Consider the following 24,676-nt stretch of genomic DNA (forward strand, 5'->3'; position numbering starts at 1 on the left):
GTCAGGCGTCCAACATCGGGACGTTCAGGCCGCGCTCGCGGGCGACCTCCTTCGCCCGGTCGTACCCGGCGTCGACGTGGCGCATGACACCGGTGCCCGGGTCGTTGACGAGGACGCGGGCGAGCTTCTCGGCGGCGAGCGGTGTTCCGTCGGCGACGGTGACCTGGCCCGCGTGGATCGAGCGCCCGATGCCGACGCCGCCGCCGTGGTGGATCGACACCCACGCCGCACCGGATGCCGTGTTGAGCAGCGCGTTCAAGAGCGGCCAGTCGGCGATCGCGTCGGAGCCGTCGGCCATCGCCTCGGTCTCGCGGTAGGGGCTCGCAACAGACCCGGCGTCGAGGTGGTCACGGCCGATCACGATCGGTCCGGACAGCTCACCCGACGCGACCATCTCGTTGAACCTCAGCCCCGCGAGGTGCCGCTCCTTGTAGCCGAGCCAGCAGATCCGCGCCGGCAGCCCCTCGAAGTGGACCTTGTCAGCGGCCTTCTCGAGCCAGCGGTGGAGCGCAGCATCCTCGGGGAACAGCTCCGCGACTGCGCGGTCGGTCTTCGCGATGTCCTCGGGGTCCCCCGACAGCGCGACCCAGCGGAACGGGCCCTTGCCTTCCGCGAAGAGCGGACGGATGTAGGCGGGGACGAAGCCGGGGAACGCGAACGCCCGGTCGTACCCGCCGAGCTCGGCCTCTCGACGGATCGAGTTGCCGTAGTCGAAGACGGCGGCCCCGGCATCCTGGAACCCGACCATCGCCTCGACGTGGCGCGCCATCGACTTCCGCGAACGCGCGGTGAAGCGCTCGGGGTCGGCGGCGGCCTCGGCCTTCCACTCCTCGAACGCGACACCCGACGGCAGGTACGCGAGCGGGTCGTGCGCGCTGGTCTGATCGGTGACGATGTCGATCGGGATGCCGCGGGCCAACAGCTCCGGGAACACGTCGGCCGCGTTCCCCACGACACCGATCGAGCGCGCCTCGCCGGCGGCTTTCGCGGCCAGCGCGCGCTCGATCGCGGTGTTGAGGTCGTCGGTCTGCTCGTCGAGGTAACCGTGCTCGACGCGGCGACGGAGGCGCGATTCGTCGACGTCGACGACGAGCACCGCTCCCCCGTTCATGGTCACCGCGAGCGGCTGGGCGCCGCCCATGCCACCCGCGCCGCCGGTCAGGGTGAGCGTGCCGGCGAGCGAGTCGCGTCCGAGCGAGGTGGCGACGGCGGCGAAGGTCTCGTACGTGCCCTGCAGGATTCCCTGCGTGCCGATGTAGATCCAGGACCCTGCCGTCATCTGGCCGTACATCGTGAGGCCGAGGTGCTCGAGGCGGCGGAACTCCGGCCACGTCGCCCAGTCGCCGACGAGGTTCGAGTTCGCGATGAGCACGCGGGGCGCCCACTCGTGCGTCCGGAAGACGCCGACCGGCTTGCCCGACTGCACGAGGAGCGTCTCGTCGGGCTCCAGCTCGTCGAGGGTGCGGACGATCGCGTCGTACGCCTCCCAGGAGCGGGCCGCCTTGCCGGTGCCGCCGTAGACGACGAGGTCCTCGGGATGCTCGGCGACCTCGGGATCGAGGTTGTTCATCAGCATCCGTTTGGCCGCTTCGGCGCCCCAGCTCTTCGCTGTTCTTTCGACGCCTCGCTCCGCTCGGACGCTGCGGCTCAGGGCTGTGCGCTCGCTGCCGCGCGCGGCGCGGATCGTGCGGGTCGTCGTGGTGTCGGTCATGCGTGATCTCCTTCGATCGATGCGAACGCGGTGCGGGCGATGTCGCCCGAGATGACGAGCTGGGTGGCCGCCTCGAGGTCGGGCGCGACGAAGCGGTCGGGCCCCGGCCCCTCGACGACGGTGCGGACGAGGGTGCGCACCGACCCGGTGACCGGCGCGGGCTGCAGCGGCGCGCGCAGGTCGAGGGCGCGGCATCCCGTCACCACCTCGATGGCGAGGACGCGAGCGAGCCCGTCGACGGCGCGGCGGAGCTTGCGGGCGGCGGCCCAGCCCATCGACACGTGGTCCTCCTGCATCGCCGACGACGGGATCGAATCGACGGATGCCGGCACGGCCAGACGCTTGAGCTCCGACACGATCCCCGCCGCGGCGTACTGCGCGATCATCAGCCCGCTGTCGACGCCGACCTCGTCGGCGAGGAACGGCGGCAGCCCGTTGCTGCGGGTGCGGTCGAGGGCGCGGTCGGTGCGCCGCTCGGAGATCGACGCGACGTCGGCGACGGCGATCGCCAGGAAGTCGAGCACGTACGCGACGGGGGCGCCGTGGAAGTTGCCGTTCGACTCGACGCGACCGTCGGGCGTGACGACGGGGTTGTCGACCGCCGAGGCCAGCTCACGCTCGGCGACCATCCGGGCGTGGTCGAGGGTGTCGCGCGCGGCCCCGTGCACTTGCGGCGAGCACCGGAGCGAGTACGCATCCTGCACGCGCGTGCAGACGGCGGGGTCGCGGTGACTCGCGACGATCGGCGAATCCGCGAGCGCGCGGCGGAGGTTCGCAGCCGAGATCGCCTGACCCGACTGCGGGCGGAGCGCCATGAGGTCGGCGGCGAACACGGCGTCGGTGCCGAGCTGGCTCTCGACCGAGAGGGCTGCGGCGAGGTCGGCGGTCGCGAGGAGCGTGTCGAGGTCGGCGAGGGCGAGCGACAGCATCCCGAGCATGCCGTCGGTGCCGTTGATGAGGGCGAGCCCCTCCTTCTCCTCGAGGACGAGGGGACGGATGCCGGCATCCGCGAGCGCTTCGGCGGCGTCGACCTTCGTGCCGTCCGCCGTGCGGACCGGGCCTTCGCCCAGGGCGGCGAGCGCGATGTGCGAGAGGGGGGCGAGGTCGCCCGAGCAACCCAGCGAACCGTACTCGTGGACGATCGGGGTGATACCCGCGTTGAGCATCGCCGCGTAGGTCTCGACGACGACGGGACGGACACCCGTGCGACCGGTCGCGAGGGTCTGCAGCCGCAGGAGGTGGAGGGCGCGGACGACCTCGCGCTCGACCTCCGGACCCGTTCCCGCGGCGTGGGAGCGGATGAGGCTCGCCTGCAGCTGTCGGCGTCGGTCGGGCGCGATGAACGTCGTCGCGAGGGCGCCGAAACCGGTCGAGATGCCGTAATGCGGCTGCGGGTCATCGGCGAGGCGCTCGATCAGCGCGCGGGTCTCCGCCGTGCGCGCGAGCGCGGCGTCCGAGACGGTGACGTGCGCGGCGTGGCGGGCGACGGCGACGACCTCCGTCGGGGTGAGCGGGGCATCGCCGAGGGTGACGGCAGTGAGGGTGGGCATGCATTGATTCCAGCGTGCGGCGAGTCTCGGCGGGAGGCGGTCGTGGCATCCTTTGTCTGTGATACCAGACAAGCCGCAAGTCCCCGCTGCGGATCAGACCCTCCGCATCCTCCGCTTCCTCGCTCACCAACGGGGGCCGGTCGCAGCGCAGACGATCGCGACGCAGCTCGAGCTGCCGCGCTCGAGCGTCTACCACCTGCTCGCCGCGATGGAGTCGCACGGCTTCGTCGTGCACCTGGAAGGCGACCGCCGCTGGGGTCTCGGCACCGCCGCGTTCGAGCTCGCCGGCGGATACGCGCGGCAAGAACCGCTCGCCCGACTCGGTCGTCCGATCGTCGCCCAGCTCGCCGACCGCGCCGGTGAGAGCGCGCACCTCGCGGTCATGACGGGGCGCGACGTGCTCTACATCGTCGAGGAGCGCGCGCCGAGGCGTCCGACCCTCATCACCGACGTCGGTGTGCGCCTCCCTGCGCACCTGACCGCCACGGGCCGGGCGATGCTGGCCGCACTCCCCCGCGAGCAGGTCCGCGCGCTGTTCCCGGATGCCGCTTCTCTCTCCGCCGAACGCACCGGCCAGGGCCCCCGCCGGCCCCGCGAGCTCGGCGAGCTGCTCCGACAGACCCGCGCCGACGGGCACGCGACGGAGGACGGCGAGGTGACCCTGGGGTTCCGCTCGATCGGTGTCGCCGTCCGCGACCACGCCGACTGGCCCGCCGCGGCCATCGCGATCACGTGGCCCGAGGACGCCCAGGTCGATCCCACCCGGCTCGCCGACCTCGCGATCGAGGCCGCAGCCGACCTCTCTCGCCGCATCGGACGGCGGTAGACGCCGCGAGCGACGTCGCCGTACCGGCTCCCTATCCCGCGGCCTGTCGACCGCAGGCGTGGTCGGCGGCAGCCGCCGTGGTCTGTCACGAGATCGTCACGCTCACCGGCTGACAGAACCCCGGCTGGGGGTGGAGACTGACTTCCGACCCGACCCCCTCCGGAGGATGCATGCCGCCGAAACTCGCTTCGATCGCGGACCATATCGGCAGGATGGGACGCACCCGCATGGGCGCGCTCCTGCTGCTGATCGCGACGGTTGCCGCGGTCGTGTGGGCGAACATCTCCTCGTCGACGTACAACGGGTTCTGGGACACGCACCTGATGATCGGGCTCGGCGACCTCCACCTGGACTTCACTCTGCACGCGCTCGTGAACGACGCGTTGATGGCGATCTTCTTCTTCACCGTCGGGCTCGAGGTGCGAAAGGAGTTCGCGATCGGCGAGCTGACGAGTTGGTCTCGCGCCGTCGTGCCCGTCGTCGCCGCGGTCGCCGGGCTCGCCCTGCCCGCACTGCTGTTCGTCCTCATCGCCGGTCCGAGTGGCAACGCGGATGCCTGGGGCGTCGTCATCTCCACCGACACGGCGTTCCTCGTGGGCGCCCTGGCCTTGATCGGGCCGCGCGGTTCGGGGCGCCTGCGGGTGTTCCTCCTCGCCCTCGCCGTCGTCGACGACATCGGTGCGCTCAGCATCATCGCCCTCGTCTACACCGACACCTTCACGCCGATGCCGCTCCTCATCGCGGCGGTCGGACTCGTCGGGATCTACCTCGTCCGCTACCTGCGCGGCGGCCGCGGCCCCATCTACGCGACCCTCGCGGTGATCGTGTGGCTCGCCTTTCTCGCCTCGGGGGTGCACCCGACGCTCGCGGGCGTCGCGATCGCCCTCCTCGTGCCGGTCTACCGCCCCGATCGCCGCGACGTCGAGCACGCGCTCGAACTCGCCCGCACGTTCCGGCAGTCGCCGAGCACGGAGTACGCCCGCGCCGCCGCGAACAGCCTCCGCGAGTCGATCTCGATCAACGAACGGCTGCAGACCGCCTACGCGCCCTACGTCGCGTACGTGATCCTGCCGCTGTTCGCGCTCGCCAACGCCGGCGTCTCGCTCAGCCCCGAGATCCTCGCCGCCGCCGCAGCGTCTCCCCTGACCTGGGGCATCGTGGTCGGGCTCGTGGTCGGCAAGCTCGCCGGCATCTGGGGGTCGACCGCCCTGCTCAAGGCCCTGAAGATCGGTGATTTCGGGCCGGGCCTCTCGCTCGACCGGATCGGCGGCGGCGCAGCTCTCGCCGGAATCGGGTTCACGATCTCGCTGTTCATCATCGATCTCGCCATCGAGGACCCCGACGCGCAGAACGAGGCGCGCGTGGGGGTGCTCGCGGCATCCGTCCTCGCGCTCGCCCTCGGCACCGTGCTCTTCCGCATCGCGGATGCGCGGAGCCCGGAGGAGGAGGTCGGCCAGACGCTCGTCCGCCCGGTCGACGCGCGTCGCGATCACATCTACGGGTCGAGCGACGCTCCGTACGAGATCGTCGAGTACGGCGACTTCCAGTGCGGCTTCTGCCTGAAGGCGTCGGGGTCGATTCAGGAGGTCATGGACGAACTCGGTCCGAACCTCCGCTACGTCTGGCGTCACGCTCCGCTCACCGTGCAGCATCCCAACGCCCTCGCGGGTGCGGAGGCTTCGGAGGCGGCGGCGAAGCAGGGCAAGTTCTTCGAGTTCGAGCGCGGTCTGTTCGCCGACCAGGACAACCAGCTGCCGTCCGACATCGTGCGCCTCGCCGCACGGCTCGGGCTCGACGTGCCGAAGTTCGAACGCGACCTGACCGCGCCCGATGTCGCGAGCCGTGTGCGCGACGACATGTTCGACGCGGAGGCGATGAACATCCACTCGGTGCCGACGTTCTTCGTCAACGGCCATCGCCACACCGGCCCCTACGACGCGCAATCCCTCATCCGCGCACTGCAGTCCGAATCCGACGCCCCGGCCACCCCCGCTCCCCGATAGGTTGTCGCCATGACGGACGAGAACGCTCCCACCGTCCTGGACGCCATGATGGCGCCGGACCTCTCCGACGAGCACTGGAGTCGTGTCGTGGACGCTGCCGTCCCGCAGGACGTGGAGGTCGGGGACTACGTCTTCCGCACCGGCGAGGCCGGCTACGACCTGGTCTTCGTCGAGTCCGGCGAGGTCGAGATCGTCCGCGATGCTCTCCGCTGGGTCGGCGAGGCGGTCATCACGACGGTCGGTCCCGGCCGGTTCGCGGGCGAGCTCGGCATCCTCAACGGACAGAGCGCCTTCCTGTCGGCACGTGTGACGAAGGCGGGCCGCGTGCACCGACTCTCTCGCGCCGCGCTCCGCGAGCTCATGAGCGAGGACGACGAGCTCTGCGACCTCATCCTCCACGCGCTGTGGGCGCGACGCGAGTCGCTCCGCAAGGGACCGGCCGCGATGACGCTCAAGTTCGTCGGAACGACGACCTCGAACGACTTCCTGTCGCTCCGGCGCTTCGCCGAACGGCTCGACCTCGTCCACAAGGCCGTCGCGATCGCCCCGGACGAACTCGACACACTCGGCACGCACGAGGTGGCCGCCGAAGACCTTCCCGTCGCCTACGTCCAGGGCGAGGCGATCCCCCGCGCCACCCCCGGTCTGTTGGCGGAGCGCCTCGGCCTCAGCTATCAAGCCCAGTCCGACGAGATCGTCGACCTCGTGGTGGTCGGCGGCGGTCCCGCGGGCCTCGCCGCGGCGATCTACGGAGCATCCGAGGGTCTCAGCACCGTGCTGCTCGACGCGGTCGCGCCGGGCGGGCAGGCGGCATCCACCTCGCGCATCGAGAACTTCCTCGGCTTCCCCTTCGGAGTCAGCGGCGGCGACCTCATCGGCCAGGCCGTCCTGCAGGCACTGAAGTTCGGTGTCCGCGTGTACGCGCCGTGCGAGGCGGTCGCCCTCACCCAGATCGGCGCCGATCTCCTCGACGTGACCCTCGCCGACGGGCGCATCATCCGAGCCCGCAGCGCGATCGTCACGTCGGGAGCGGCGTACCGTCGTCTCGCCCTCGACCGGTGGGAGGACTTCGAGCGGTCGGGTGTCTACTACGCCGCGACTCCGCTCGAGCTCCGCCAGGTGCAGGGCAAGCCCGTCGTCGTCGTCGGCGGCGCGAACTCGGCGGGACAGGCGGCACTGTATCTCGCCGCGCACGGCTCCCCCGTGCACCTCGTGATCCGCGGCACCGACCTCCGCACGCGCATGTCGAGCTATCTGGCCGACCGGCTCGCCGACGATCCGCGCGTGCGGGTGCACACGGCATCCCAGGTCACCGGCCTCGATGGCGACGGGACCCTCGAGTCGGTCACGATCGACTCGGCAGGATCCGTCGACGCGCGCGGGCTCTTCTGCTTCATCGGCGCCGACCCGGCCACGTCGTGGCTGCCGACCCTCGACCGCGACAGCGGAGGGTTCGTCCGCACGGGCACCGATGTGGCCGTGCAGTCGATCGCCCAGTGGCGGGACCTCGGCCGGGAGCCGTTCCCATTCGAGACGTCGGCGCCGCGGGTGTTCGCCGCCGGCGACGTCCGGCGCGGCTCGATGAAGCGCGTCGCCGCCGCCGTCGGCGAGGGCTCGAGCGCTGTCGCCTCGGTGCACCGCGCGCTGGCCTTTTGACACACCATCACCAGGAGGACGACATGAGCTCGGACATCGACACCAACGCCGCCCCCTCGGGGACGGGATGCCTCGAGTGCGAGGCGCAGGGCGGGTTCTGGGTGCACCTGCGCCGCTGCGCGTCGTGCGGCCATGTGGGATGCTGCGACACCTCACCCGAGCAGCACGCCACCGCGCATTTCCACGAGACCGGGCACCGGCTCGTGCAGAGCTTCGAGCCCGGCGAGGACTGGTACTGGGACTACGCGGACGAGACGATGTTCGCGGGTCCCGAGCTCGCCCCGCCCACGAGTCACCCCGCGGATCAGCCCGCGCCCGGGCCGCGCGGTCGCGTGCCGGCGAACTGGCGCGACCTCATCCACACCTGAGCGCTCAGACGACCGACACGACCCGTCCGCCGGTGAGCCGGACGAGGTCGTCGAAGGTCATCGGGAACACCGTATGCGGAGTGCCGCCTGCGGCCCAGATCTCCGGATAGGTCGCGAGGTCCTCGTCGACGAGGGTCTCGAGCGGTGCCGGGTGCCCCGTGGGGGCGACACCGCCGATCGCCTGACCGGTGGCCTCGCGGACCTGCTCCGGCGTCGCCCGGCTGATCTTCCCCCGCCCGATGCGTGCGGCGAGCGCTGCCGTGTCGACGCGGTGCGCACCGCTCGTCATGACGAGCAGCGGCATCCCGTCGCACTGGAACACGAGGCTGTTCGCGATCGCACCGACCTCGACGCCGAGGGCCTCGGCGGCGAGCACCGCGGTGGAAGCCGCGTCGGGCAGCACGACGATCTCGCCCGGGATGCCGGCTGCCCGGAGCGCGTCGTGGACGAGGCGGCTCCGCGCGCTCAAGTTCTCGGTCATCCGTCAGCCCCGCGCCAGGATCTCGCCGTGCGGCATGAGCAGCCACCCGTCGCGGGCGTTCGCCCACTCGCGCCAGCCCGCCGAGATGCGCTCGAGGTCCGCGCGATCGGCGATCCCCTGCTCGAGTGCGTGGTCGGCATAGGAGGAGTGGAGCGCGCGGTCAGCCCAGGATCCACCCCACCACTCACGCTGCTCGTCGGTCTCGAAGAGCCAGGTGGATGCGCTGACCGTGATGTCGGTGAACCCGGCATCCTGTGCCCACGACTTGAGGCGCCGGCCCGCAGAGGGTTCGCCGCCATTGTTACGTCCCATGCGCAGCAACAGGTCGAGCCACTCGTCGAGCGCGGGGACGTGCGGGTGGATGATGATCCCCGCGTAATCGACCTCACGCGCGGCGACGAGGCCGTCGACGCCGGTCACCCGACGGAACTCCCGAAGCGCGTCGACCGGACGGGCGAGGTGCTGCAGCAGCTGATGCGTGTGGACGATGTCGAACGAGCCGTCGGCGGCATCCAGGTCGTACGCGTTCGCCGTCTCGAAGGTGACGTTCGTGACGTCCTCAGCGACGGCGTGGGCGCGGGCCTGCTCGACGACATCGGCCGACGCGTCGACGCCCATCACGGTGCCGGGCGCGAGTCGCCGGGCGAGGTCGACCGTGATGGTCCCCGGTCCCGATCCGACGTCGAGAAGCGAGGCCCCGGGTCGGAGGTGGGGCAGGAGATAGCCGACCGAATTCTCTGCCGTCCGCCAGGTGTGCGCCCGCAGGACGCTCTCGTGATGGCCGTGTGAGTATCGCTCGGTCTGCATGCGGCACAGCCTAGGCGGCGGGCGATATGCCAGGCAGAATGATGACGGATGCCGCAGATCGGCGGCATCCGCACCGCAGCGCCCACAAGGCCCGTCGAGAAGGATCGCAATGACGCATTCCCTGCCCCTGCCCGATTTCACCCACGAACGTGTGGAGGTGATCACCGGCCGGCGCAGCGGCCTCGTCGTCACCGTCGCACTCCATTCCTCGGCTCTCGGCCCCGCCCTCGGCGGCGCGCGCCTCTGGCGCTACCCGCACTGGTCGGACGCGATGGGCGATGCGCTGCGACTGTCGGCGGCGATGACGTTGAAGAACGCGACCGCAGGCTTGGATGCCGGTGGTGGCAAGTCCGTCATCGCGCTGAGCGAGGCCGACACCCTCGACGCCGACCGCAGGAGGGCCGCCTTCCTCGACCTCGGTGACGTCGTGGAGTCCTTCGGCGGCCAGTACCGCACCGCGGAGGACGTGGGCTCGACGACCGAGGACATGCTCGTCGTCAGTGAGCGCACCGCCCACGTCGTCGGCCTTCCCGACTCGGTCGGCGGATCCGGCGAGCCCGCCGGCCCCACCAGCCGCGGCGTCTACGCGGCTCTCCGCGCCACGCTCGAACGCGTCGTCGGTTCGCCGGACGTGGCGGGCCGCCGCATCACGATCTCGGGCCTCGGCCAGGTCGGCAGCCGCCTCGCCGTTCGCCTGTCCGGTGAGGGTGCGATCCTCACCGTCACCGATGTGAACCCCGCGAAGATGTCGCTCGCCGCCGAGCTCGGCGCGACCTGGGTCGAGCCCGGCACCGAGCACGTGGTCCCCGCCGACGTCTTCGTCCCGGCCGGCATCGGCGGCCTCCTCACCGACGACGTCATCGACGCCCTCGCCGCCGGAGCGGTCTGCGGCCCGGCGAACAACCCGCTCGCCGAGCGATCCGGCGCGGCACGTCTCGCGGACCGCGGCATCCTCTACGCCCCCGACTTCGTCGCCAACGCGGGGGGCGTGATCTACCTCGACGTCGAGGCGCGGACACCCGGCCACCGCGAGGAGATCGCGACGCGCATCGACGGGATCGGCGACACGATGCGACGCCTGTTCGACGACGCCGCCGAACGCGGTGTCACCCCGCTCGACGCCGCCGAGGCGTACGCGGCCGAGCGGCTCGGGGCGGGCGTGCGCCAGCCCGCCGGGGTCTGACGCCGAGCCCGGGGTCCGCGTCGCGGGCCCCGGGCGACTCGGGCTCAGGCATGAGCGGGTGCCACCGGCATCCGCCTGCGCATCTCGACCGCGCAGCCGATGAGCGCGAGCGAGGCGACTGCGGTCACGGGCGGCACGACGGCAGCCACCACCCCGACGACGGGCGCGGCGATCAGCGCGGCGGTCACGCCGACGGTCGTCGCAGCCCACCCCGGCAGGCGTGCTCGCCGGAGCAGCACGGCGCCGAGGGTCGCGAGAATCGCGGCAAGAACCAGGACGCCGCAGGCAGCGGACACCATCGCGACGAGGTCGACGGCCGCGGTCGGCCGGCCGTCGTCACTGAGATCGAACGACACGCGGACGGCCCAGGCGGCGAGTCCGCCGCTCAGCCCGGCGACCGTGGCGGCGACCATGAGGATCACGGTCGCACGGGAGCTCACGAGTCCGCCGACGCGGACGACGCCCAGAAGTGCGATGCCGACGGCGGCAGGTGCCACGCCGGCCGCCGCGAACAAAAACGCATCCGACGCCTCGGGCATGATCGAGCCGACGCCTCCGACGATCGCTGACATGAGGCCGGCGGATGCCGCGCCGATCGCCGCCATCGCCATCGTCCGTGCCTCCCTCGCGTCAGGATGCGCGGCTGATTTCGCCCCCATTACCGCGACCTACGCCGTCGCGCCGTCGGGGATGGCGACGGACCCGTCGACGGCGCGTCGACGGCGCCACGGCAGCACGAGGACGACGAGCGCCACCACGGGCGCGCCGAACGCGAGAATCGGCGTGAGAGCGAGGCCGAGCACGACGGTGTAGGCGAGCGCGATCCCCGCACCGACGCCGATCCGGATGCCGGTCCCCACCGGCATCCGGGCAGCGATCCACCAGGCGACGCCGACACCGACGGACGCGGCTGCCCCGACCCACCCGACGGAGAGATCACCGGAGCCGTCGGTGGTGAGGTAGTCGGCCGAGATGAGCGCGAACCCGGTGGCCACGGCGGTGACCGGGATCCAGACATCCCGCGCAGACGCCCGCCGGGAACGGCGGAGCACGAAGCCGAGCGCGACGACCGCCGGGATCATGCTGACGCCGAGGATCGCGATGCCCTCCCGCATCGCCGCGGTCGCGTCGCCCCGCGCCGTCGGTGACCACTCGGCCCCCGCGAACGCCCACGCGATCCCGAGCACGCCACCGGCCAGCGCGACACCGGCGAGCAGGCGGCTGAGGGGTGCTCGCCGCGTCACCGGCGGGCCGAGCGGTGCGGGGGCGACACGTGCAACCACGGCCGCGTCGTCACGGCGGACGCCACGCACGCGGGGCAGCGCAGCGACGATCAGCACCACGATCGCGACGACCGCCGTCGTCGCCGGCGAGAAGAAGACGAACCCGCCGACGAGCGGACCGATGATGGCGGCGAGTACCACCGCGAGAAGAATCGCTCCCCACCGCGGCACTCCCGTGCGCCGGAGAACGGGGAGGAGGAGGACGACGAGCGCGACGGCCGTCAGAAGCAGGCCGACGGCGCCGAGCGGTGCCGTCGCTGCCGCGAGTCCGGTCTGCGGCAACCCGGCGTCCGCGGCGTCGAATCCGCGGCTCCAGCCGATTCCCGCGAGACCCCCGCAGGCTCCCGCGAGCGCCGCGCACGCGGTGGCGACGAGCGTCGGGCCGTCCCGCAGCACGGCGACCGCGCGGAGGAGCGCGACGAGGGCGATGCCGGTTGCCGCGGGAGCCACACCCGTCATCGCGAACAGGGCGACTTCATGCACCGGGATGCTCCCCGACTCGCCGCCGGTGACCAGCAGGATGCCGCTCTGACCCACGACTGTCGCGAGGAGCGCGACGGATGCCGCGACGAGCGCCGCTGTCGCGCCGAAGCGAGCTCCGAGACCGTGCACGAATGCGGCGCGGGACTCGCCGGCGGTCGGCCGAGACCGTCCCGTCCGCTCGGCCTCGTCGAGCATCATCGCGAGCAGGACGTCGCCGTGCTCCCGGCGCCACGAGCGCGGGTACCAGCTCAGCACGCGTCGGAAGCGCCGCTCGTCGAGCCCGCTCATGCGAACGCCGTCCGTGCCACCGCGGGGCGCGCGGCGCCAGGTCGTCGGGCGGCGGCCAACCGCTCCCTCGCCACCCGAGCCTGGTGCTCGAGAGCGGTGATCTCAGCGAGCAGAGCCGCGCCACCGGCATCCTCGATCGCGAAGTACCGCCGAGCGCGCCCGCCGACGACCTCCTCGCCGTCGGCGCGGATGAGGCCCTCGCGCTCGAGGCGCTCGAGCGCGGCGTAGAGCGTCGTGACCTTCATCGCGGCCCGGCCTGAAGAGGCGGAGTCGACTTCGCGAAGGATGTCGTACCCGTGTCGCCGTCCCCCGGCCAACGCCGTGAGGATCCAGAAGGCCGTGGGACCGAGAGGGGATGCCATGGGTCATTCATACTCCATCGGCAGGAATATTCCCACGGGTGATCCTTTACGCAGCCCATCCGCGTCGCCATACTGAGTGCACTTGTTCATCTGTACAACTCTTCTGGAGGCGCCATGCCCGGAGCGATCGTCATCACGGGAGCGAGTTCGGGGATCGGCGCCGGGTTCGCCCGCCGCTACGCCGCGCGGGGTCACGACGTCGTCCTCGTCGCCCGTCGAGCCGACCGACTCGACGCCCTCGCCGAAGAGCTCCGCGGGCTCCACCGCATCGACGCGACCGTCCTCGCCGTCGACCTCACCGACCCGGCCGCGCCCGCCGCCATCGCCGCGGAACTCGCCCAGCGCGGCATCCGCCCCGCCGGTCTCGTCAACAGCGCCGGCTTCGGCACCGCATCCGCCTTCGCCGACGAGGATGCCGCCCGCGTCGCCGCCGAGGTGCAGGTCAACGTGCTCGCCCTGACCCTCCTTACGCGGGAGCTCCTTCCCGACCTCATCGCCGCGCGCGGCGTGCTCGTCAACGTGTCGAGCAACGCCGGGCATCAGCCGCTGCCGGGCCTCGCCGTCTATGCCGCGACGAAGGCGTACGTCACCTCGCTGACCGAGGCGATCTGGCAGGAGACCCGCGGCACCGGTCTGAAAGTCCTCGCCCTCTGCCCGGGGCCGACCGAGACCGAGTTCTTCGCCGTCGCCGGGTCGGAGACCTTCAAGGTGGGAGCGACCAAGTCCGTCGACGACGTGCTCGACGAAGCCTTCGCCGCGCTCGACTCGGCGAACCCTTCGCCCGTGCGGACGGTCGGCGCCGCCAACCGCGTCCAGGGGTGGGCCGCGCGCGTCTCGCCCCGCCGCCTCCGCCTCCGCGTGGCCGCCCGCGCGGTGGGAGGCGCCTGATGCGACGGATGCCGCCCGAAGAACGCCGTCACGAACTCGTCGCCGCCGCGATCCGCGTCATCGCCCGGCAGGGCGTGGCTGCCGCGACGACCCGCGCGATCACGGCCGAGGCGGGGATGCCACTCGGCGCGTTCACCTACATCTTCGGCACGCAGGACGAGCTCATGACCGCGGTCATCGACACCGTCATCGAGCAGGAGCGGTTCGCCGCCGAGTCCCGCGCGATCGATCCGACCTCACTCGCCTCGGCGATCCGCTCGGGCCTCGAGGGCTACATCGATCTGCTCGAGCGCGACCCCTCCGATGAGATCGCGCTCCTCGAACTCGCCCTCGTCGCTCGGCGCCGTAACCCGCAGGGGCAGATGCGCGCGCAGTGGGAGACGTACTACGCCGCCGCCGAGCAGGTGCTCACCTACGCCGCCGAGATCACCGGCAACCGCTGGACGCAGCCCGTCGCCGACCTCGCGCGCCACCTCGTCGTCGTCGTCGACGGCATCACGACGACGTGGCTCGCCGACGGCGACTCGGATGCCGCACGTCGCACGGCATCGTTCGCCGCGGCCGCCTTCGCCGCGGCATCCGCCCCGCTCGGGGCACCGACCGAAGGGAGTCCCCGTGCTGACTGAGATCGACGACCGCGTCCTGGCGGCGGTGAACCTGCACGCCGTCCTCGGCGCCCTGCCGAAGCTGTCGGAGGTCGCCCCCGACGCGTCGGGGCTGTTGGCACGGATGCCGCAGCCGGTCCTCTTGACGGCGCGGATCGTCGGCGGCGAGGCGATGAGCCTCGTCTTCGCACGGGACGGCATCCGTCCGGCGGACGGCGACCACGGCGGCATGACGCGGGCGACCCTGCTGTTCCGCTCCCCCGCGCACCTCAATGCGGTGCTCGACGGGAAGGGCTCGCCGATCCCGATCGCCGGCCCCGCGGGGCTCCGCTTCCTCACACAGGTCTTCACCCCGGTCAGCGACCTGCTGGGTCGCTACCTGCGTCCAACCGACGCGGACCTGACCGATCCGGAGTTCACCGATGCGCACCGCGTCCTGCTCCTCGAGGTGGCCGTCGGCGCGATCACGATCGTCGCGAACCGCGACCGGTCCGGGCGATTCAGCGCCGAGCAGATGTCGGACGGCGATCTCGACATCGCGGTGGGCGATGCCCTCCGCCACCGTCTGCGGGTGCGGGAGCACACCCTCTCCCGCGTTCCGGTGACGGATGCCGCGCCCCGCGCGATCTTCCGCTTCGCCGACCTGCAGACCGCGGGTGACGTCCTCGCCGGCCGCGAGAGCGCGCTCGCGTGCGTCGGCGACGGTCGCATCGCCATCCGCGGCTACATCCCCCTCGTCGACAACACGAGTCGCATCCTCGACCGCGTCGGCCACTACCTCGGAAAGTGAGCTCCTCCGTGTACACCTTCGACAAGAGCCTCGCCGCCTTCCGCCGCGCCCAGCAGGTGATCCCCGGCGGCATCCCGGGTCACCTCGGCCCGACCGAGGGCCTTCACCTGCCGAACAACGGCTTCCCCAAGTTCGCCACCCGCGCCGAGGGCACGCGGTTCTGGGACCTCGACGGCAACGAGTTCATCGACTGGATGTGCGGCTACGGACCGAACATCCTCGGCTACAACGACCCGGATGTGGCCGCGGCCGCTCAGGCGCAGGCGAAGAAGGAGGACGTCGTCTCGCTGCCCTCACCCGTCATGATCGACTTCGCCGAGTTGCTCGTCGACCAGGTCGCCAGCGCCGACTGGGCCATGTTCGCCAAGAACGGCGGCGACACGACGACCCTCGCGATCATGACGGCGCGCGCAGCGACCCTCCGGAAGAAGGTCGTGTTCGTGAAAGGCTTCTACCACGGGGTCGCGCCGTGGACGCAGAAGCTCGACTACCCGGGCGTCCTCGAAGAGGACGTCGCGAACAACCTGTATGTGCCGTGGAACGACCTCGACGCGCTCCGCACCCTGCTGTCCGAGAACCGGGGCGAGGTCGCCGCGCTCATCTCGACGCCGTACATGCACGGCAACTTCGTCGACAACCAGCTGCCCGCCGAGGGCTACTGGCAGGCCGTGCGGAAGCTGTGTGACGAGCACGGCGTGGTCCTCATCATCGATGACGTGCGCGCCGGCTTCCGCCTCGACCTCGCCGGCAGCGACCACTACTTCGGTTTCGAAGCCGACCTCATCTGCTTCTGCAAGGCGCTCGCGAACGGCTACAACGTGTCGGCGCTTCTCGGACGCGAATCGCTGAAAGAGGCCGTCAGCTCGATCACCTACACGGGCAGCTACTGGATGAGCGCCGTCCCCTTCGCCGCCGGCATCGCGACGCAGCAGAAGCTCCGGGAGCTCGACGCTCCGGCGCTGTTCGAACGCCTCGGCACCCGGCTGACCGACGGACTCACCGAGGCAGCCTCCGAGGCGGGGTTCACCCTCGTCGCGTCAGGGGCGCCGGCACTGTTCTATCTGCGCGTCGCCGACCCGGCGGACTCGCTCATGCTGCACCAGGACTGGATCGCCGAGTGCGTCAGGCGCGGGGCGTACCTCACGTCGCATCACAACCACTTCCTGAACGCCGCGGTCACCGAGGCCGATGTCGACCGGACGGTCGAGATCGCCGCCGACGCCTTCGCCGCCCTCCGGACGCGCCACCCCGCGGTGGTGTGACGTGACCGGGACGACGACCGCACCCGCGACGACCGGCACCGTCCTCGGGGTCGCAGCGGTCTACGGACTGCAAGGGCTCGGGTACGCCGTGATCGTGACGGCGCTCCCCGCGTTCCAGGAGCGCACCGGCCTGGATGCCACGGGGATCGCCGCGATCCTGCTCGGGGTCTGCGTCACCGCGGCGCTCGGCTCGCTCGCCGCCGACGCGATCGCCCGCCGCGCGAGCAGCCGCCACGGGGTCATCGTCGGTCTGTCGTTGCAGGCGCTGGGACTCGTGGCGACGGCGTTCTCCCCCGGCACGGCGATGCTCGCGGCATCCGTCCTCGTCTACGGTCTCGGGCTCGGTCTCATCGACGCGTCGTCGAACATGCAGGGCGTGCTGGTCCAGCGGGGTCGCGCGACGCCGCTGCTCGGCCGGTTCTTCGCGACGCTGACCGCGGGATCGATCGTCGGCGCGTTGGGGATGGCGGGAATCCTCGCCACCGGCGCTCCAGCCTTCGCGACACTCGTCGGCGCCGCGGTCCTGCAGGTCGCGTTCCTCCTGGTGGTGTCCGGCCGACTCAGCCGGGAACGGGCGGCACAGTCATCCGAATGGAGCGGCCCCCGCGGGCCGCGGCTCGACGCGCGAGCCATCACGATCGTCGGGCTCGTCATCCTCGCCGCCTACACGGTCGACTCGGCGGTGAGCTCGTGGAGTTCCGTGCACCTCCGCGCGATCGGCGCCGCCGTAGCGATCGCACCCCTCGGCCTCGCGGCGTACCAGGGCGGGGTGCTGGCGGCGCGATTGGCGACGGATGCCGTGGTCCGCCGCATCGGCCGCGGCCGCCTGCTCGCCGTCAGCCTCGTCCTCGGAGTGATCGGGGCGCTCATCGTCGCCGCCGTCCCCTCCCCCGTCGCCTCGATCGTCGGCTTCGCGATCAGCGGCGTCGCCGTCGGCGCGCTCGTGCCGATCGCCTTCGGCCTCGCCGGGTCCATCGAGCCGGAGCGCAGCGACGAGGTGATCGCCCGGGTCAACCTCTTCAACTACGCCGGGGCGGTCCTCGGCGCGGTCGGTGTCGGGGTGCTCACCGACGTCACCGGATCCGGGCTCGCCTTCCTCCTCCCCGCCCTGCTTCTCGTCGCGGCGGTGCCCGCCTGGCGACGGGCCGCCTGACGCGCGGGTCAGGCGCCGAGCGAGGCGCGGAGCGCGCGCTCGAGTTCGGCGAGCAGCATCGCGCGCTCCGTTTCAGGCGCCGAGAACGCCTCGTGCAGCACGGCATCCGCCGACGCGAAGGCGACTCGCGCCACCGCCGCGCCGCGCTCGTCGTCCACCCCGTCGAGCACGCCGGCCTCGCGCAGCAACGTGTGCACGCGGTCGGCCATCGCACGCTTGTGGCGGCGACGCGCGGCATCCGCATCGGCTGAGATCGCGACCGTCCCCAGCGACCGCGCCGACTCCTCGTCGCGATACACATCCGCCACGGCGCCGAGGACCTGCCCGACCGGGTCCTCGGTGCGCGGGTCGGTGCGGAGGCGGTCGATCGCATCATCGAGGAGCCGCTCGAGGCGGTCGTGATAGCGGGAGACGATGGCCGCGAGGATCGCCTCGCGGTCGGGCAGGTACTGGTACAGCGCCCCGACGCTGACGCCCGCTTCGGCCGCGACGCGCGGAAGGGTGACGACGTCGACGCCCTCGCGGAGCACGAGGGCTTCCGCCGCCGCGATCGCCTGGGCGAGCTTCAGCCGCGACCGCTGCTGCGTGGGCGTACGACGCAGTCCGAGTGTCGCCCAGTCCTGCGGGGTGTCGTCTGTGGCATCCATGAAAATCAAACTTGACTTTGGTTAAGGGTGGCGGCAACGTTAGCAGCATGACGACGACGTCGCACCATCACGATCTCCGCGCGTCTGTGGCCGCGGCATCCCGCACTCTCGCCGGTCACGGACTCCTCATCGGCACCGCCGGCAACGTCAGCGCCCGCGCGGGCGACGTCGTGGCGGTCACGGCGACGGGCGTCGTCCTCGCCGACGCCACCGTCGACGACGTCACCGTGGTCGACCTCGACGGTGAGGTGGTCGAAGGGTCGCTCGCCCCGACCTCCGAGCTCGCTCTGCACCTCGGGGTGCTGCGCTCCGCGCCGCCCGAGCGGGTGTCGGCCGTCGTGCACACGCACGCGCCGAACGCGACGGCGCTGTCGCTCGTCCTCGACGAATTGCCCGTCGTGCATTACCAGCAGCTCCTCCTCGGCGGCTCCCTCCGCGTCGCCCCGTTCCATGCGTTCGGGACTCCCGAACTCGCCGCCGCTGTCGGCGCCGCCCTCGACGGCCGGCTCGCCGCCCTGATGGCCAACCACGGCACGGTCGCGCTCGGTCCGAACCTCGCCACCGCGGTCGACCACGCTCTGCTGATCGAGTGGCTCGCCGAGCTCTACCTGCGCGCCGCGAGCGTCGGCACGCCGCGGGCACTCGACCCCGCACAGCAGCAGGAGGTCGTCGCGCACGCGATGCGCCTCGGGTACGGAACGACGAAGCCGGTGTCGGCGTGACCGCGGTCGGCGAGCTCGTGGCGCATGGCCGTTCCGCTGACGTCCACTCCCTGACGACGGCCACCGTCGTGAAGGTCTTCCACGACGACTGGCCCGATGAGGCGATCGGCCGCGAGGTCGAGGACGCCACGGCCGCCTTCGACCTCGGCCTCACGCCCATCCGCTGCCGCGGCAGAGCGGATGCCGACGGCCGCCGCGCGGTCGTCTTCGACCGCATCGAGGGGGTCGCCCTGACCACCGTCGCCGAGAAGAACCCGTTGCGAATGGGGCGCGTCGCCCGCGCGCTGGCGCAGGAGCATGCGCGCATCCACCGGGTCGCGAGCGACCGCTTCCCCGACGTGCGCGACGTCGCGGCGGACCTCGTCGGGACTGCGCCCTTCGCCGGTCTCACCGCGTGCGAGCGCGCAGCGCTCCTCGATCACCTCGCGTCGCTCCCCGGCGGCGAGAGCGTCCTGCACCTCGACTTCCACCCGATGAACGTGTTCCGACACGGCGGCGGCATCGCGACGATCGACTGGCAGTCCACCGCCTGCGGTGATCCCGCGGCCGACGTCGCGATGACCCGGCTGCTGTTCACCGAGGCCGAGCTGTTCCCGGGGGCGACCAGGGCGCAGCTGCTCGTCTACGGGGCGGCGCGCGGGGCGATGGGACGCATGTATCTGAGGGAGTACCTCGACGTGACGGGAATGACGACGGCGCGCCTCGACCGGTGGGCGACGGCCGCGCGGGTGCTGCGGCTGGGGATGCTCGACATCCCGAGCGAGCGCGAGCGTCTGCTGCGCGGCATCCGGTCGGTGATCGCCCGATGACGACGACGGTCCGGCGTTCCCTGCCCGCCGAGGGTGAGGTCGTCGACGTCCTCGTCGTCGGCGGCGGCATCACCGGAGCGGCGATCGCCTACGAGGCCGCGAGTCGCGGGCTGTCGGTCGCGCTCGTCGAGAAGGGCGACTTCGGCGCGGCGACCTCAGCCGCGACGGGAAAGCTCATCCACGGCGGTCTCCGCTACCTGAAGAACCTCGAAGTGGGTCTCGTCCGTGAGTCCCTCGCCGAGCGGCGCACCCTGTCGCGCATCGCTCCGGGGCTCGTCTCCCCCATCGCGATGGTCCTCCCCGACCCGGGGCTCATCGAGCACGTCGGCCTCACGGCGTACGACGTGCTGTCGTTCGATCGCAACCGCGTACCGGCGAGCCACTGCATCCCCCGTCATCGGAGCCTGAGCCGCGAAGAGCTGAGGCTGCGCGGGCTGGGGTATCTCGAGCACGGGATCCTCTTCCACGACGCGATGATGCTCTCGCCCGAACGGTTGACGTTCGCATTCGTGCGGTCCGCCGTCGCGCAGGGCGCGAGGGTCGCGAACCACGTGCGGGCCGATGGCCTGATTTCCGCGGCCGGACGCGTTCGCGGGGCCCGCGTGACCGACCTCGTGACAGGCACGGCACACGAGGTGCGGGCCCGCGTGACGGTGAACGCGAGCGGACCGTGGGCGTACGACGTGCTCGCCGCCGAGGGCCTGCTGCAGCGCACTGCCGGCCCCCGCCCCGAGGTGCGGTCGGAGGGCATCTACCTGATCACGAGGCCGATCACCGAGACGATGGTGCTCACCGTGTCGTCGGGCGGTCACTTCAGCTTCGCGCCGTGGCGCGGGCGGACGCTCATCGGTCCGACCGAGACGCCCTACACCGGCGATGTCTCGGACTGGCGGCTGACGCGGGAATCGATCGAACGCTTCCTCGGCGAGATCAACGCCGCAGGTCGCCTGCCGGTGGAACTGTCGATGTCGGACGTCGTCGCCGCGTACGGCGGCCTCCGGCCGCTCACCGAGACGAGCGGGACCGACACCTACCGCGCCTCGCGCGCGTCCGAGCTCGTCGACCACGCCAAGGACGGCGTCCCCGGCATCGTCACCGCGACCGGCGGCAAGTACACGACGGCGCGCGCGTTCGCCGAGAAGGTCGTCCCCGCGCTCGCACGATCGATCGGCCGCGTCGCCGCGCCGAGCCGCACCGCCGACGTGCCGCTCGACGGCGCGGACCTCGCCGACACGGGGACGGCCGACCTGATCGACCGGCTGTACGGATCGGATGCCGGTGCCCTCCGGGCCGTGGCGTCCGAGTCCGACGTCCTCTCACGCGTGGCGACGGATGACGGCGAACTGCTCGCCGGTGTCGCGTTCGCGGCCCGACACGAGGCCGCCGTGCACCTCACCGACATCCTGCTGAACCGCACCGGCATCGGCCGCCGCGGCGACCCCGGCGACGACATCCTGTCGGCGGCGGCGGATGTCGCAGGCGCCGAGCTCGACTGGTCGCCGGAGCGCCGTGCGACCGAGCTCGCTGCTGCGCGCGCGGCCGTCACGCTCCCCCGCTAGCAGCGAAGGACAGGGACCTGCGCCAATTGCATTAGTGACGAGATCGGAGCGTTCCCCGGAGCGGCACGAAGTGGCTGAAACGGGACGATGCTGCGTTGCCGCTCGGCCCTCGCCCGGGCGGCGCTTGACAATCACGTCAGCGGACATCCAGCTCTGGTTCATAGATGCGATCGCGCAGCGCCGCAGTGCGTTCGTTGGCAATGCGGTTGAGTTCTCCAATGAGGGTACGAGCATCAGCGCAAGCGCGGCGGTATGACTCGGGAGACTCGACGATCTCCGCAATTCTTTCTGCCCATTTCGCTGGATCCGCAGCAGGCAGAACCCACCTACCCATGCCCCGCTGACGATAGAAGGTAGATATCCCTGAAAGGTCGCTGACCAGAGTTGGACGGCCTAGTGCGAGCCCCTCCATTGCCGCCAAGCCGAGCGCATCAGCCGACGACGGAAGGACGACGATTGCGCTCGTCGCGATGAAGTTCTGCACCGAACTATGGTCCACAAATGGCAGAACACTGAACATCGCGCGCTCGTTCGGAAGTGCCTCGTCGAGAAGTGTTCTTTCCGTCCCCTCGTCCGCTCCAAGGACAACGAACTGAAACGGGCGAGAGCCTACGTCTTTGGAGGCTAGGGAACGGATCGTCGACCGTGCAATCTCGAGGCCCTTGACATCCCCATCGTCGAGCCGCCCGGACAGGAGCACTTTGATGACCGGGTCCTGGATCGGCTCGTCGAGAATCTCCGGAACCGTGAGAGGGAGCAGGAAGTTCGCGACACTTCGATCCGAGAGGTTGGAAGTCGGGTCCGGAATAAAGTCGGACGCAGAGTTCCCGACGAACGCAACGAGATCCGCATCCGCCATCAACTCTCGCTCGACCTTCAGCTTACTCAGCGCTCCGGCACCCCCTCCTGCACGACCACGAGCCGCTGCGGTCTGAGTGGGGGCCATATGCACCATATGCAGCCGCCGCATACGCTGTGAACCTCCGTCAGCATTGAAATCCTGTTGGATGAATAGCGCCTCCTCTCCGGAGAAGCGCGTATGCCCCACGACCCAAACGTTCGCATCACCCGAACGCGCATCGGCGAGAAGCGTCTGAAACTTTGTCGAGAAGACGTAGCACTCATTCTCCTTGAGTTCGTAGCCGGCCGCCTTGCGCAACAGAACGTTCCATGCCTCTATGTCGTAGGTACCCCCATTCGCATCTCCCAGGTCTGATGCGCCATTCAGGGCGTTGACTATTAGCGAGCTCGCTGTGGCGACGCCTCCCGCGTGTCCCATCGGACCATCGATTACGGAGAACACCCGAAGCTTCTGACCATCCACGCCCCTTGTGCGTGTCGCGAGAACCGATGAGGTCGCTTCAACAACTGGGTTGGCTGCCCGACCCATGATCACAACCGGCGTGCCGTCGGCTAGTCTTTCGCTGGAAGTCAACTGGTAGCGCTCGTTCTCACGGATCCCAGCCTGCGAGATGGCTTCCTTCAGTTCCTGACTACCCACCGTGTAGTTGCCACGCATAGTGGCCACCAATTCGCGTCCCTGCCCTTTGCTCGAACCGCCACGAACCACCAATTGGACCGAACCACCGACGGTGAGCCCGAGCTCTTCGGCGAATCTACGACCGAAGTAGAGCTGGCCCTGGCTCGCGTAAGTGGATCGCAAGACATTCACGTATCGAGGCGACCTCGTCGTTGTTGCTTCCAGCGCCTCCGAGATCTCCCGCTCATATGGCTGTTCTGCCGCCACGCCCTCTGAGTCCACTTGATCCCCCCGAGTTCGAACGCTTACACGTTTCTCACGACGATAGAGCAATAGCGGCAAATGGAACTGCCTACTTCGCACCTCGCGCTCGTCCGACCTCCAGAGAGACGCCCCTGGGTGCAACCCTTCGTCCAGGACTTCGAAGTCGACATCGCTCAGAAGCGCTCCGAGGGAGAGCGTGAGCACTAGCTGAGTTGTATCAGGATGGACGCATTCGGCGCGCACGGCCGTCGCGCTCCTCCGATAACGACGAAAGACCCCCGCGAGCGGGGGTCTTTCCGGTGGTGGACCTGAGGGGATTCGAACCCCTGACCTCTTCATTGCGAACGAAGCGCGCTACCAACTGCGCCACAGGCCCGGAAGCCTCCACATTACCACGACCGATCCGGCCGCTCGAACGTGAGGCGTGCTCTCACTGCCCCGCTGCGCGGCGCGTGAGAAGGTCTCGAACGTGTGCTTCGATGCGCTCGTCGTCGGCCGGTCCGGCGAAGGCGACTTCGGCGGCGCGGGTGCGTCGAGCGGTGTCGATGGAGGGCGGCGCGGCCTGCGCGACGCGCTCCCGCAGGGCCTCTTCGACGGCCGCGTGACGGAGCGCTTCGCGGGCGTCCGACGCGTCGAGCAGAGCTGCTGCACGCGAGCCTGCGGACGCGGTGAGCGGGCGCGGCAGCGTCCGCGGAGTCCATTCCACGCGCTCCGAGTCGAGCGCGACGTCCTGCAGGGCGGTGGCCTCGCGGACGACCTCGGTCGCGACGATTCGGGATGCCGCGCGTCGGGCGACGGTGTTCATCCGGGCGAGCACGATCAGGCTCGAGACCGCGCCGACAGCACCGGCTGCGAGCAGGGTCCAGCCGGCGCCCACCGCACCGAGATAGCCACCGAATCCGGCAGCGGCGAGCGCCACGATGCCCAGGATCGACGCCGCGAACCGGACGCGGCGGCGCGCACGCGCACGACGGACGGCGGGCAGAGCACGAGCAGCGGCAGCTTCGGCGATGGCACGTTCGCGGGCGATTGCGGCATCCGCTCGGGCTTTCTCTCGCGCGGCTTCCGCATCCGCGGCGGCGCGGCGACGGTCGGCCTTCGCGAGTTCACGGTCGATGGCGGCCTGCGCCTTCGCGGCGGCGAGCTCGGCGCGCGCGGCCTCGAGGCCCACGCTCTCCTTCTCGGCCTGCACGCGGCGCGCGAGTTTCTGCTGAGCCAGGGCGGTGCGGGCGTTCAGTTCGAGGCGGACCTCGCCCGGTGTCTCACTCGTCTCCGCGAACACACGGAGTGCCTGGTTCAGACGCACGGCGTTCCGCTCGGCGGCCTGGTACTGATACCGGCTGTGCCACGACGGCAGGAGGTACAACAGCCACAAGAGGACGGCAACGAGGACGATCACCCCGCCACCCATCACCTGCTCACCCATGTCGCTCACCGTATGTTCCCGGGGCGGTGCGACCCCGCATCCGGTGGGCGTGTCTGAACTTCTGGTTGAG

At 70.9% G+C, this 24,676-nt stretch carries 23 protein-coding genes and 1 tRNA gene; 13 read left to right on the forward strand and 11 right to left on the reverse strand.

The genetic code is table 11. From position 1 onward, the window contains the following. Window position 1 precedes the first annotated feature (1 nt). The gene (gene hutU, locus ABQ271_RS09650; protein ID WP_349308556.1) at window positions 2–1,711 is read right to left on the reverse strand and encodes a urocanate hydratase; all 1,710 of its coding nucleotides are present in this window, start codon (window positions 1,709–1,711) and stop codon (window positions 2–4) included. Beyond that, window positions 1,708–3,261, reverse strand: coding sequence for a histidine ammonia-lyase (gene hutH / locus ABQ271_RS09655; RefSeq protein WP_349308557.1), 1,554 nt, complete (start codon window positions 3,259–3,261; stop codon window positions 1,708–1,710). The genes hutU and hutH overlap by 4 nt, the downstream gene beginning before the upstream one ends. Before the next feature lie 52 nt (window positions 3,262–3,313). On the opposite strand from hutH, the gene ABQ271_RS09660 reads away from it, so the two are divergent. From ABQ271_RS09660 to ABQ271_RS09675, 4 genes are all read left to right on the forward strand, one after another. Further along, window positions 3,314–4,087, forward strand: a complete 774-nt coding sequence (locus tag ABQ271_RS09660) for an IclR family transcriptional regulator (RefSeq protein ID WP_349308558.1) — start codon at window positions 3,314–3,316, stop codon at window positions 4,085–4,087. Window positions 4,088–4,257: 170 nt separating this feature from the next. After that, window positions 4,258–6,090 (forward strand): Na+/H+ antiporter NhaA, encoded by a 1,833-nt coding sequence (nhaA, locus tag ABQ271_RS09665; RefSeq protein ID WP_349308559.1) that lies wholly within the window; start codon window positions 4,258–4,260, stop codon window positions 6,088–6,090. A gap of 9 nt (window positions 6,091–6,099) precedes the next feature. Next, window positions 6,100–7,746: an FAD-dependent oxidoreductase gene (locus ABQ271_RS09670; protein WP_349308560.1), complete on the forward strand. Its 1,647-nt coding sequence runs from the start codon at window positions 6,100–6,102 to the stop codon at window positions 7,744–7,746. Between the two features lie 23 nt (window positions 7,747–7,769). Next, window positions 7,770–8,114, forward strand: a complete 345-nt coding sequence (locus ABQ271_RS09675) for a UBP-type zinc finger domain-containing protein (protein ID WP_349308561.1) — start codon at window positions 7,770–7,772, stop codon at window positions 8,112–8,114. A gap of 4 nt (window positions 8,115–8,118) precedes the next feature. Here the strand turns inward: ABQ271_RS09675 and ABQ271_RS09680 are convergent, their stop codons facing one another. Both ABQ271_RS09680 and ABQ271_RS09685 read right to left on the reverse strand, forming a co-directional pair. Next, a complete protein-coding gene (locus tag ABQ271_RS09680) occupies window positions 8,119–8,595 on the reverse strand; it encodes a YbaK/EbsC family protein (protein ID WP_349308562.1) in 477 nt (158 codons plus the stop codon). 3 nt (window positions 8,596–8,598) lie between these two features. Beyond that, complete coding sequence (locus tag ABQ271_RS09685; protein ID WP_349308563.1) at window positions 8,599–9,402, reverse strand: methyltransferase domain-containing protein; 804 nt, start codon at window positions 9,400–9,402, stop codon at window positions 8,599–8,601. Between the two features lie 109 nt (window positions 9,403–9,511). Between ABQ271_RS09685 and ABQ271_RS09690 the strand changes: the two genes are divergently transcribed. Then, entirely contained in the window at window positions 9,512–10,585 is a 1,074-nt protein-coding gene (locus ABQ271_RS09690) for a Glu/Leu/Phe/Val dehydrogenase dimerization domain-containing protein (protein ID WP_349308564.1), read from the forward strand. A 44-nt stretch (window positions 10,586–10,629) separates the two neighbouring features. On the opposite strand, the gene ABQ271_RS09695 is transcribed toward ABQ271_RS09690, so the two are convergent. From ABQ271_RS09695 to ABQ271_RS09705, 3 genes are read right to left on the reverse strand one after another with little or no spacing between them, the layout of a single operon-like run. Then, the gene (locus ABQ271_RS09695) at window positions 10,630–11,196 is read right to left on the reverse strand and encodes a hypothetical protein (protein WP_349308565.1); all 567 of its coding nucleotides are present in this window, start codon (window positions 11,194–11,196) and stop codon (window positions 10,630–10,632) included. Window positions 11,197–11,253: 57 nt separating this feature from the next. Further along, window positions 11,254–12,639 (reverse strand): hypothetical protein, encoded by a 1,386-nt coding sequence (locus ABQ271_RS09700; RefSeq protein ID WP_349308566.1) that lies wholly within the window; start codon window positions 12,637–12,639, stop codon window positions 11,254–11,256. Beyond that, a complete protein-coding gene (locus tag ABQ271_RS09705) occupies window positions 12,636–13,001 on the reverse strand; it encodes a PadR family transcriptional regulator (RefSeq protein ID WP_349308567.1) in 366 nt (121 codons plus the stop codon). Before ABQ271_RS09705 ends, ABQ271_RS09700 begins: the two co-directional genes overlap by 4 nt. A 114-nt stretch (window positions 13,002–13,115) precedes the next feature. Between ABQ271_RS09705 and ABQ271_RS09710 the strand changes: the two genes are divergently transcribed. Genes ABQ271_RS09710 through ABQ271_RS09730 form a run of 5 tightly spaced genes read left to right on the forward strand, consistent with a single transcriptional unit; the run spans window position 13,116 to window position 17,699 of the window. Beyond that, window positions 13,116–13,889, forward strand: a complete 774-nt coding sequence (locus ABQ271_RS09710) for an SDR family NAD(P)-dependent oxidoreductase (protein WP_349308568.1) — start codon at window positions 13,116–13,118, stop codon at window positions 13,887–13,889. After that, on the forward strand, window positions 13,889–14,515 hold the full coding sequence (locus tag ABQ271_RS09715) for a TetR family transcriptional regulator (RefSeq protein ID WP_349308569.1): 627 nt from the start codon (window positions 13,889–13,891) through the stop codon (window positions 14,513–14,515). The genes ABQ271_RS09710 and ABQ271_RS09715 overlap by 1 nt, the downstream gene beginning before the upstream one ends. Beyond that, on the forward strand, window positions 14,505–15,284 hold the full coding sequence (locus ABQ271_RS09720) for a hypothetical protein (protein ID WP_349308570.1): 780 nt from the start codon (window positions 14,505–14,507) through the stop codon (window positions 15,282–15,284). The genes ABQ271_RS09715 and ABQ271_RS09720 overlap by 11 nt, the downstream gene beginning before the upstream one ends. Next, window positions 15,281–16,546, forward strand: coding sequence for an aminotransferase class III-fold pyridoxal phosphate-dependent enzyme (locus ABQ271_RS09725; RefSeq protein WP_349308571.1), 1,266 nt, complete (start codon window positions 15,281–15,283; stop codon window positions 16,544–16,546). The genes ABQ271_RS09720 and ABQ271_RS09725 overlap by 4 nt, the downstream gene beginning before the upstream one ends. Window position 16,547: 1 nt before the next feature. Then, entirely contained in the window at window positions 16,548–17,699 is a 1,152-nt protein-coding gene (locus ABQ271_RS09730; protein WP_349308572.1) for an MFS transporter, read from the forward strand. An 8-nt stretch (window positions 17,700–17,707) separates the two neighbouring features. Here ABQ271_RS09730 and ABQ271_RS09735 read toward each other — a convergent pair whose 3' ends face one another. Continuing rightward, the gene (locus tag ABQ271_RS09735; protein WP_349308573.1) at window positions 17,708–18,346 is read right to left on the reverse strand and encodes a TetR/AcrR family transcriptional regulator; all 639 of its coding nucleotides are present in this window, start codon (window positions 18,344–18,346) and stop codon (window positions 17,708–17,710) included. A gap of 47 nt (window positions 18,347–18,393) precedes the next feature. Here ABQ271_RS09735 and ABQ271_RS09740 point away from each other — a divergent pair, with 47 nt between their 5' ends. Genes ABQ271_RS09740 through ABQ271_RS09750 form a run of 3 tightly spaced genes read left to right on the forward strand, consistent with a single transcriptional unit; the run spans window position 18,394 to window position 21,436 of the window. After that, the gene (locus ABQ271_RS09740; protein WP_349308574.1) at window positions 18,394–19,068 is read left to right on the forward strand and encodes a class II aldolase/adducin family protein; all 675 of its coding nucleotides are present in this window, start codon (window positions 18,394–18,396) and stop codon (window positions 19,066–19,068) included. Beyond that, the gene (locus ABQ271_RS09745; protein ID WP_349308575.1) at window positions 19,065–19,877 is read left to right on the forward strand and encodes an aminoglycoside phosphotransferase family protein; all 813 of its coding nucleotides are present in this window, start codon (window positions 19,065–19,067) and stop codon (window positions 19,875–19,877) included. Before ABQ271_RS09740 ends, ABQ271_RS09745 begins: the two co-directional genes overlap by 4 nt. Beyond that, window positions 19,874–21,436 (forward strand): glycerol-3-phosphate dehydrogenase/oxidase, encoded by a 1,563-nt coding sequence (locus ABQ271_RS09750; RefSeq protein ID WP_349308576.1) that lies wholly within the window; start codon window positions 19,874–19,876, stop codon window positions 21,434–21,436. The genes ABQ271_RS09745 and ABQ271_RS09750 overlap by 4 nt, the downstream gene beginning before the upstream one ends. Before the next feature lie 136 nt (window positions 21,437–21,572). Here the strand turns inward: ABQ271_RS09750 and ABQ271_RS09755 are convergent, their stop codons facing one another. The 3 genes from ABQ271_RS09755 to ABQ271_RS09765 form a co-directional block, all read right to left on the reverse strand. Then, a complete protein-coding gene (locus ABQ271_RS09755; protein WP_349308577.1) occupies window positions 21,573–23,183 on the reverse strand; it encodes a glycosyltransferase in 1,611 nt (536 codons plus the stop codon). A gap of 297 nt (window positions 23,184–23,480) precedes the next feature. Beyond that, window positions 23,481–23,556, reverse strand: a tRNA-Ala gene (locus ABQ271_RS09760). Window positions 23,557–23,610: 54 nt separating this feature from the next. Further along, a complete protein-coding gene (locus ABQ271_RS09765; RefSeq protein WP_349308578.1) occupies window positions 23,611–24,606 on the reverse strand; it encodes a large exoprotein in 996 nt (331 codons plus the stop codon). Between the last annotated feature and the right edge of the window lie 70 nt (window positions 24,607–24,676).

Source organism: Microbacterium sp. MM2322, assembly GCF_964186585.1.
Classification (GTDB): domain Bacteria; phylum Actinomycetota; class Actinomycetes; order Actinomycetales; family Microbacteriaceae; genus Microbacterium.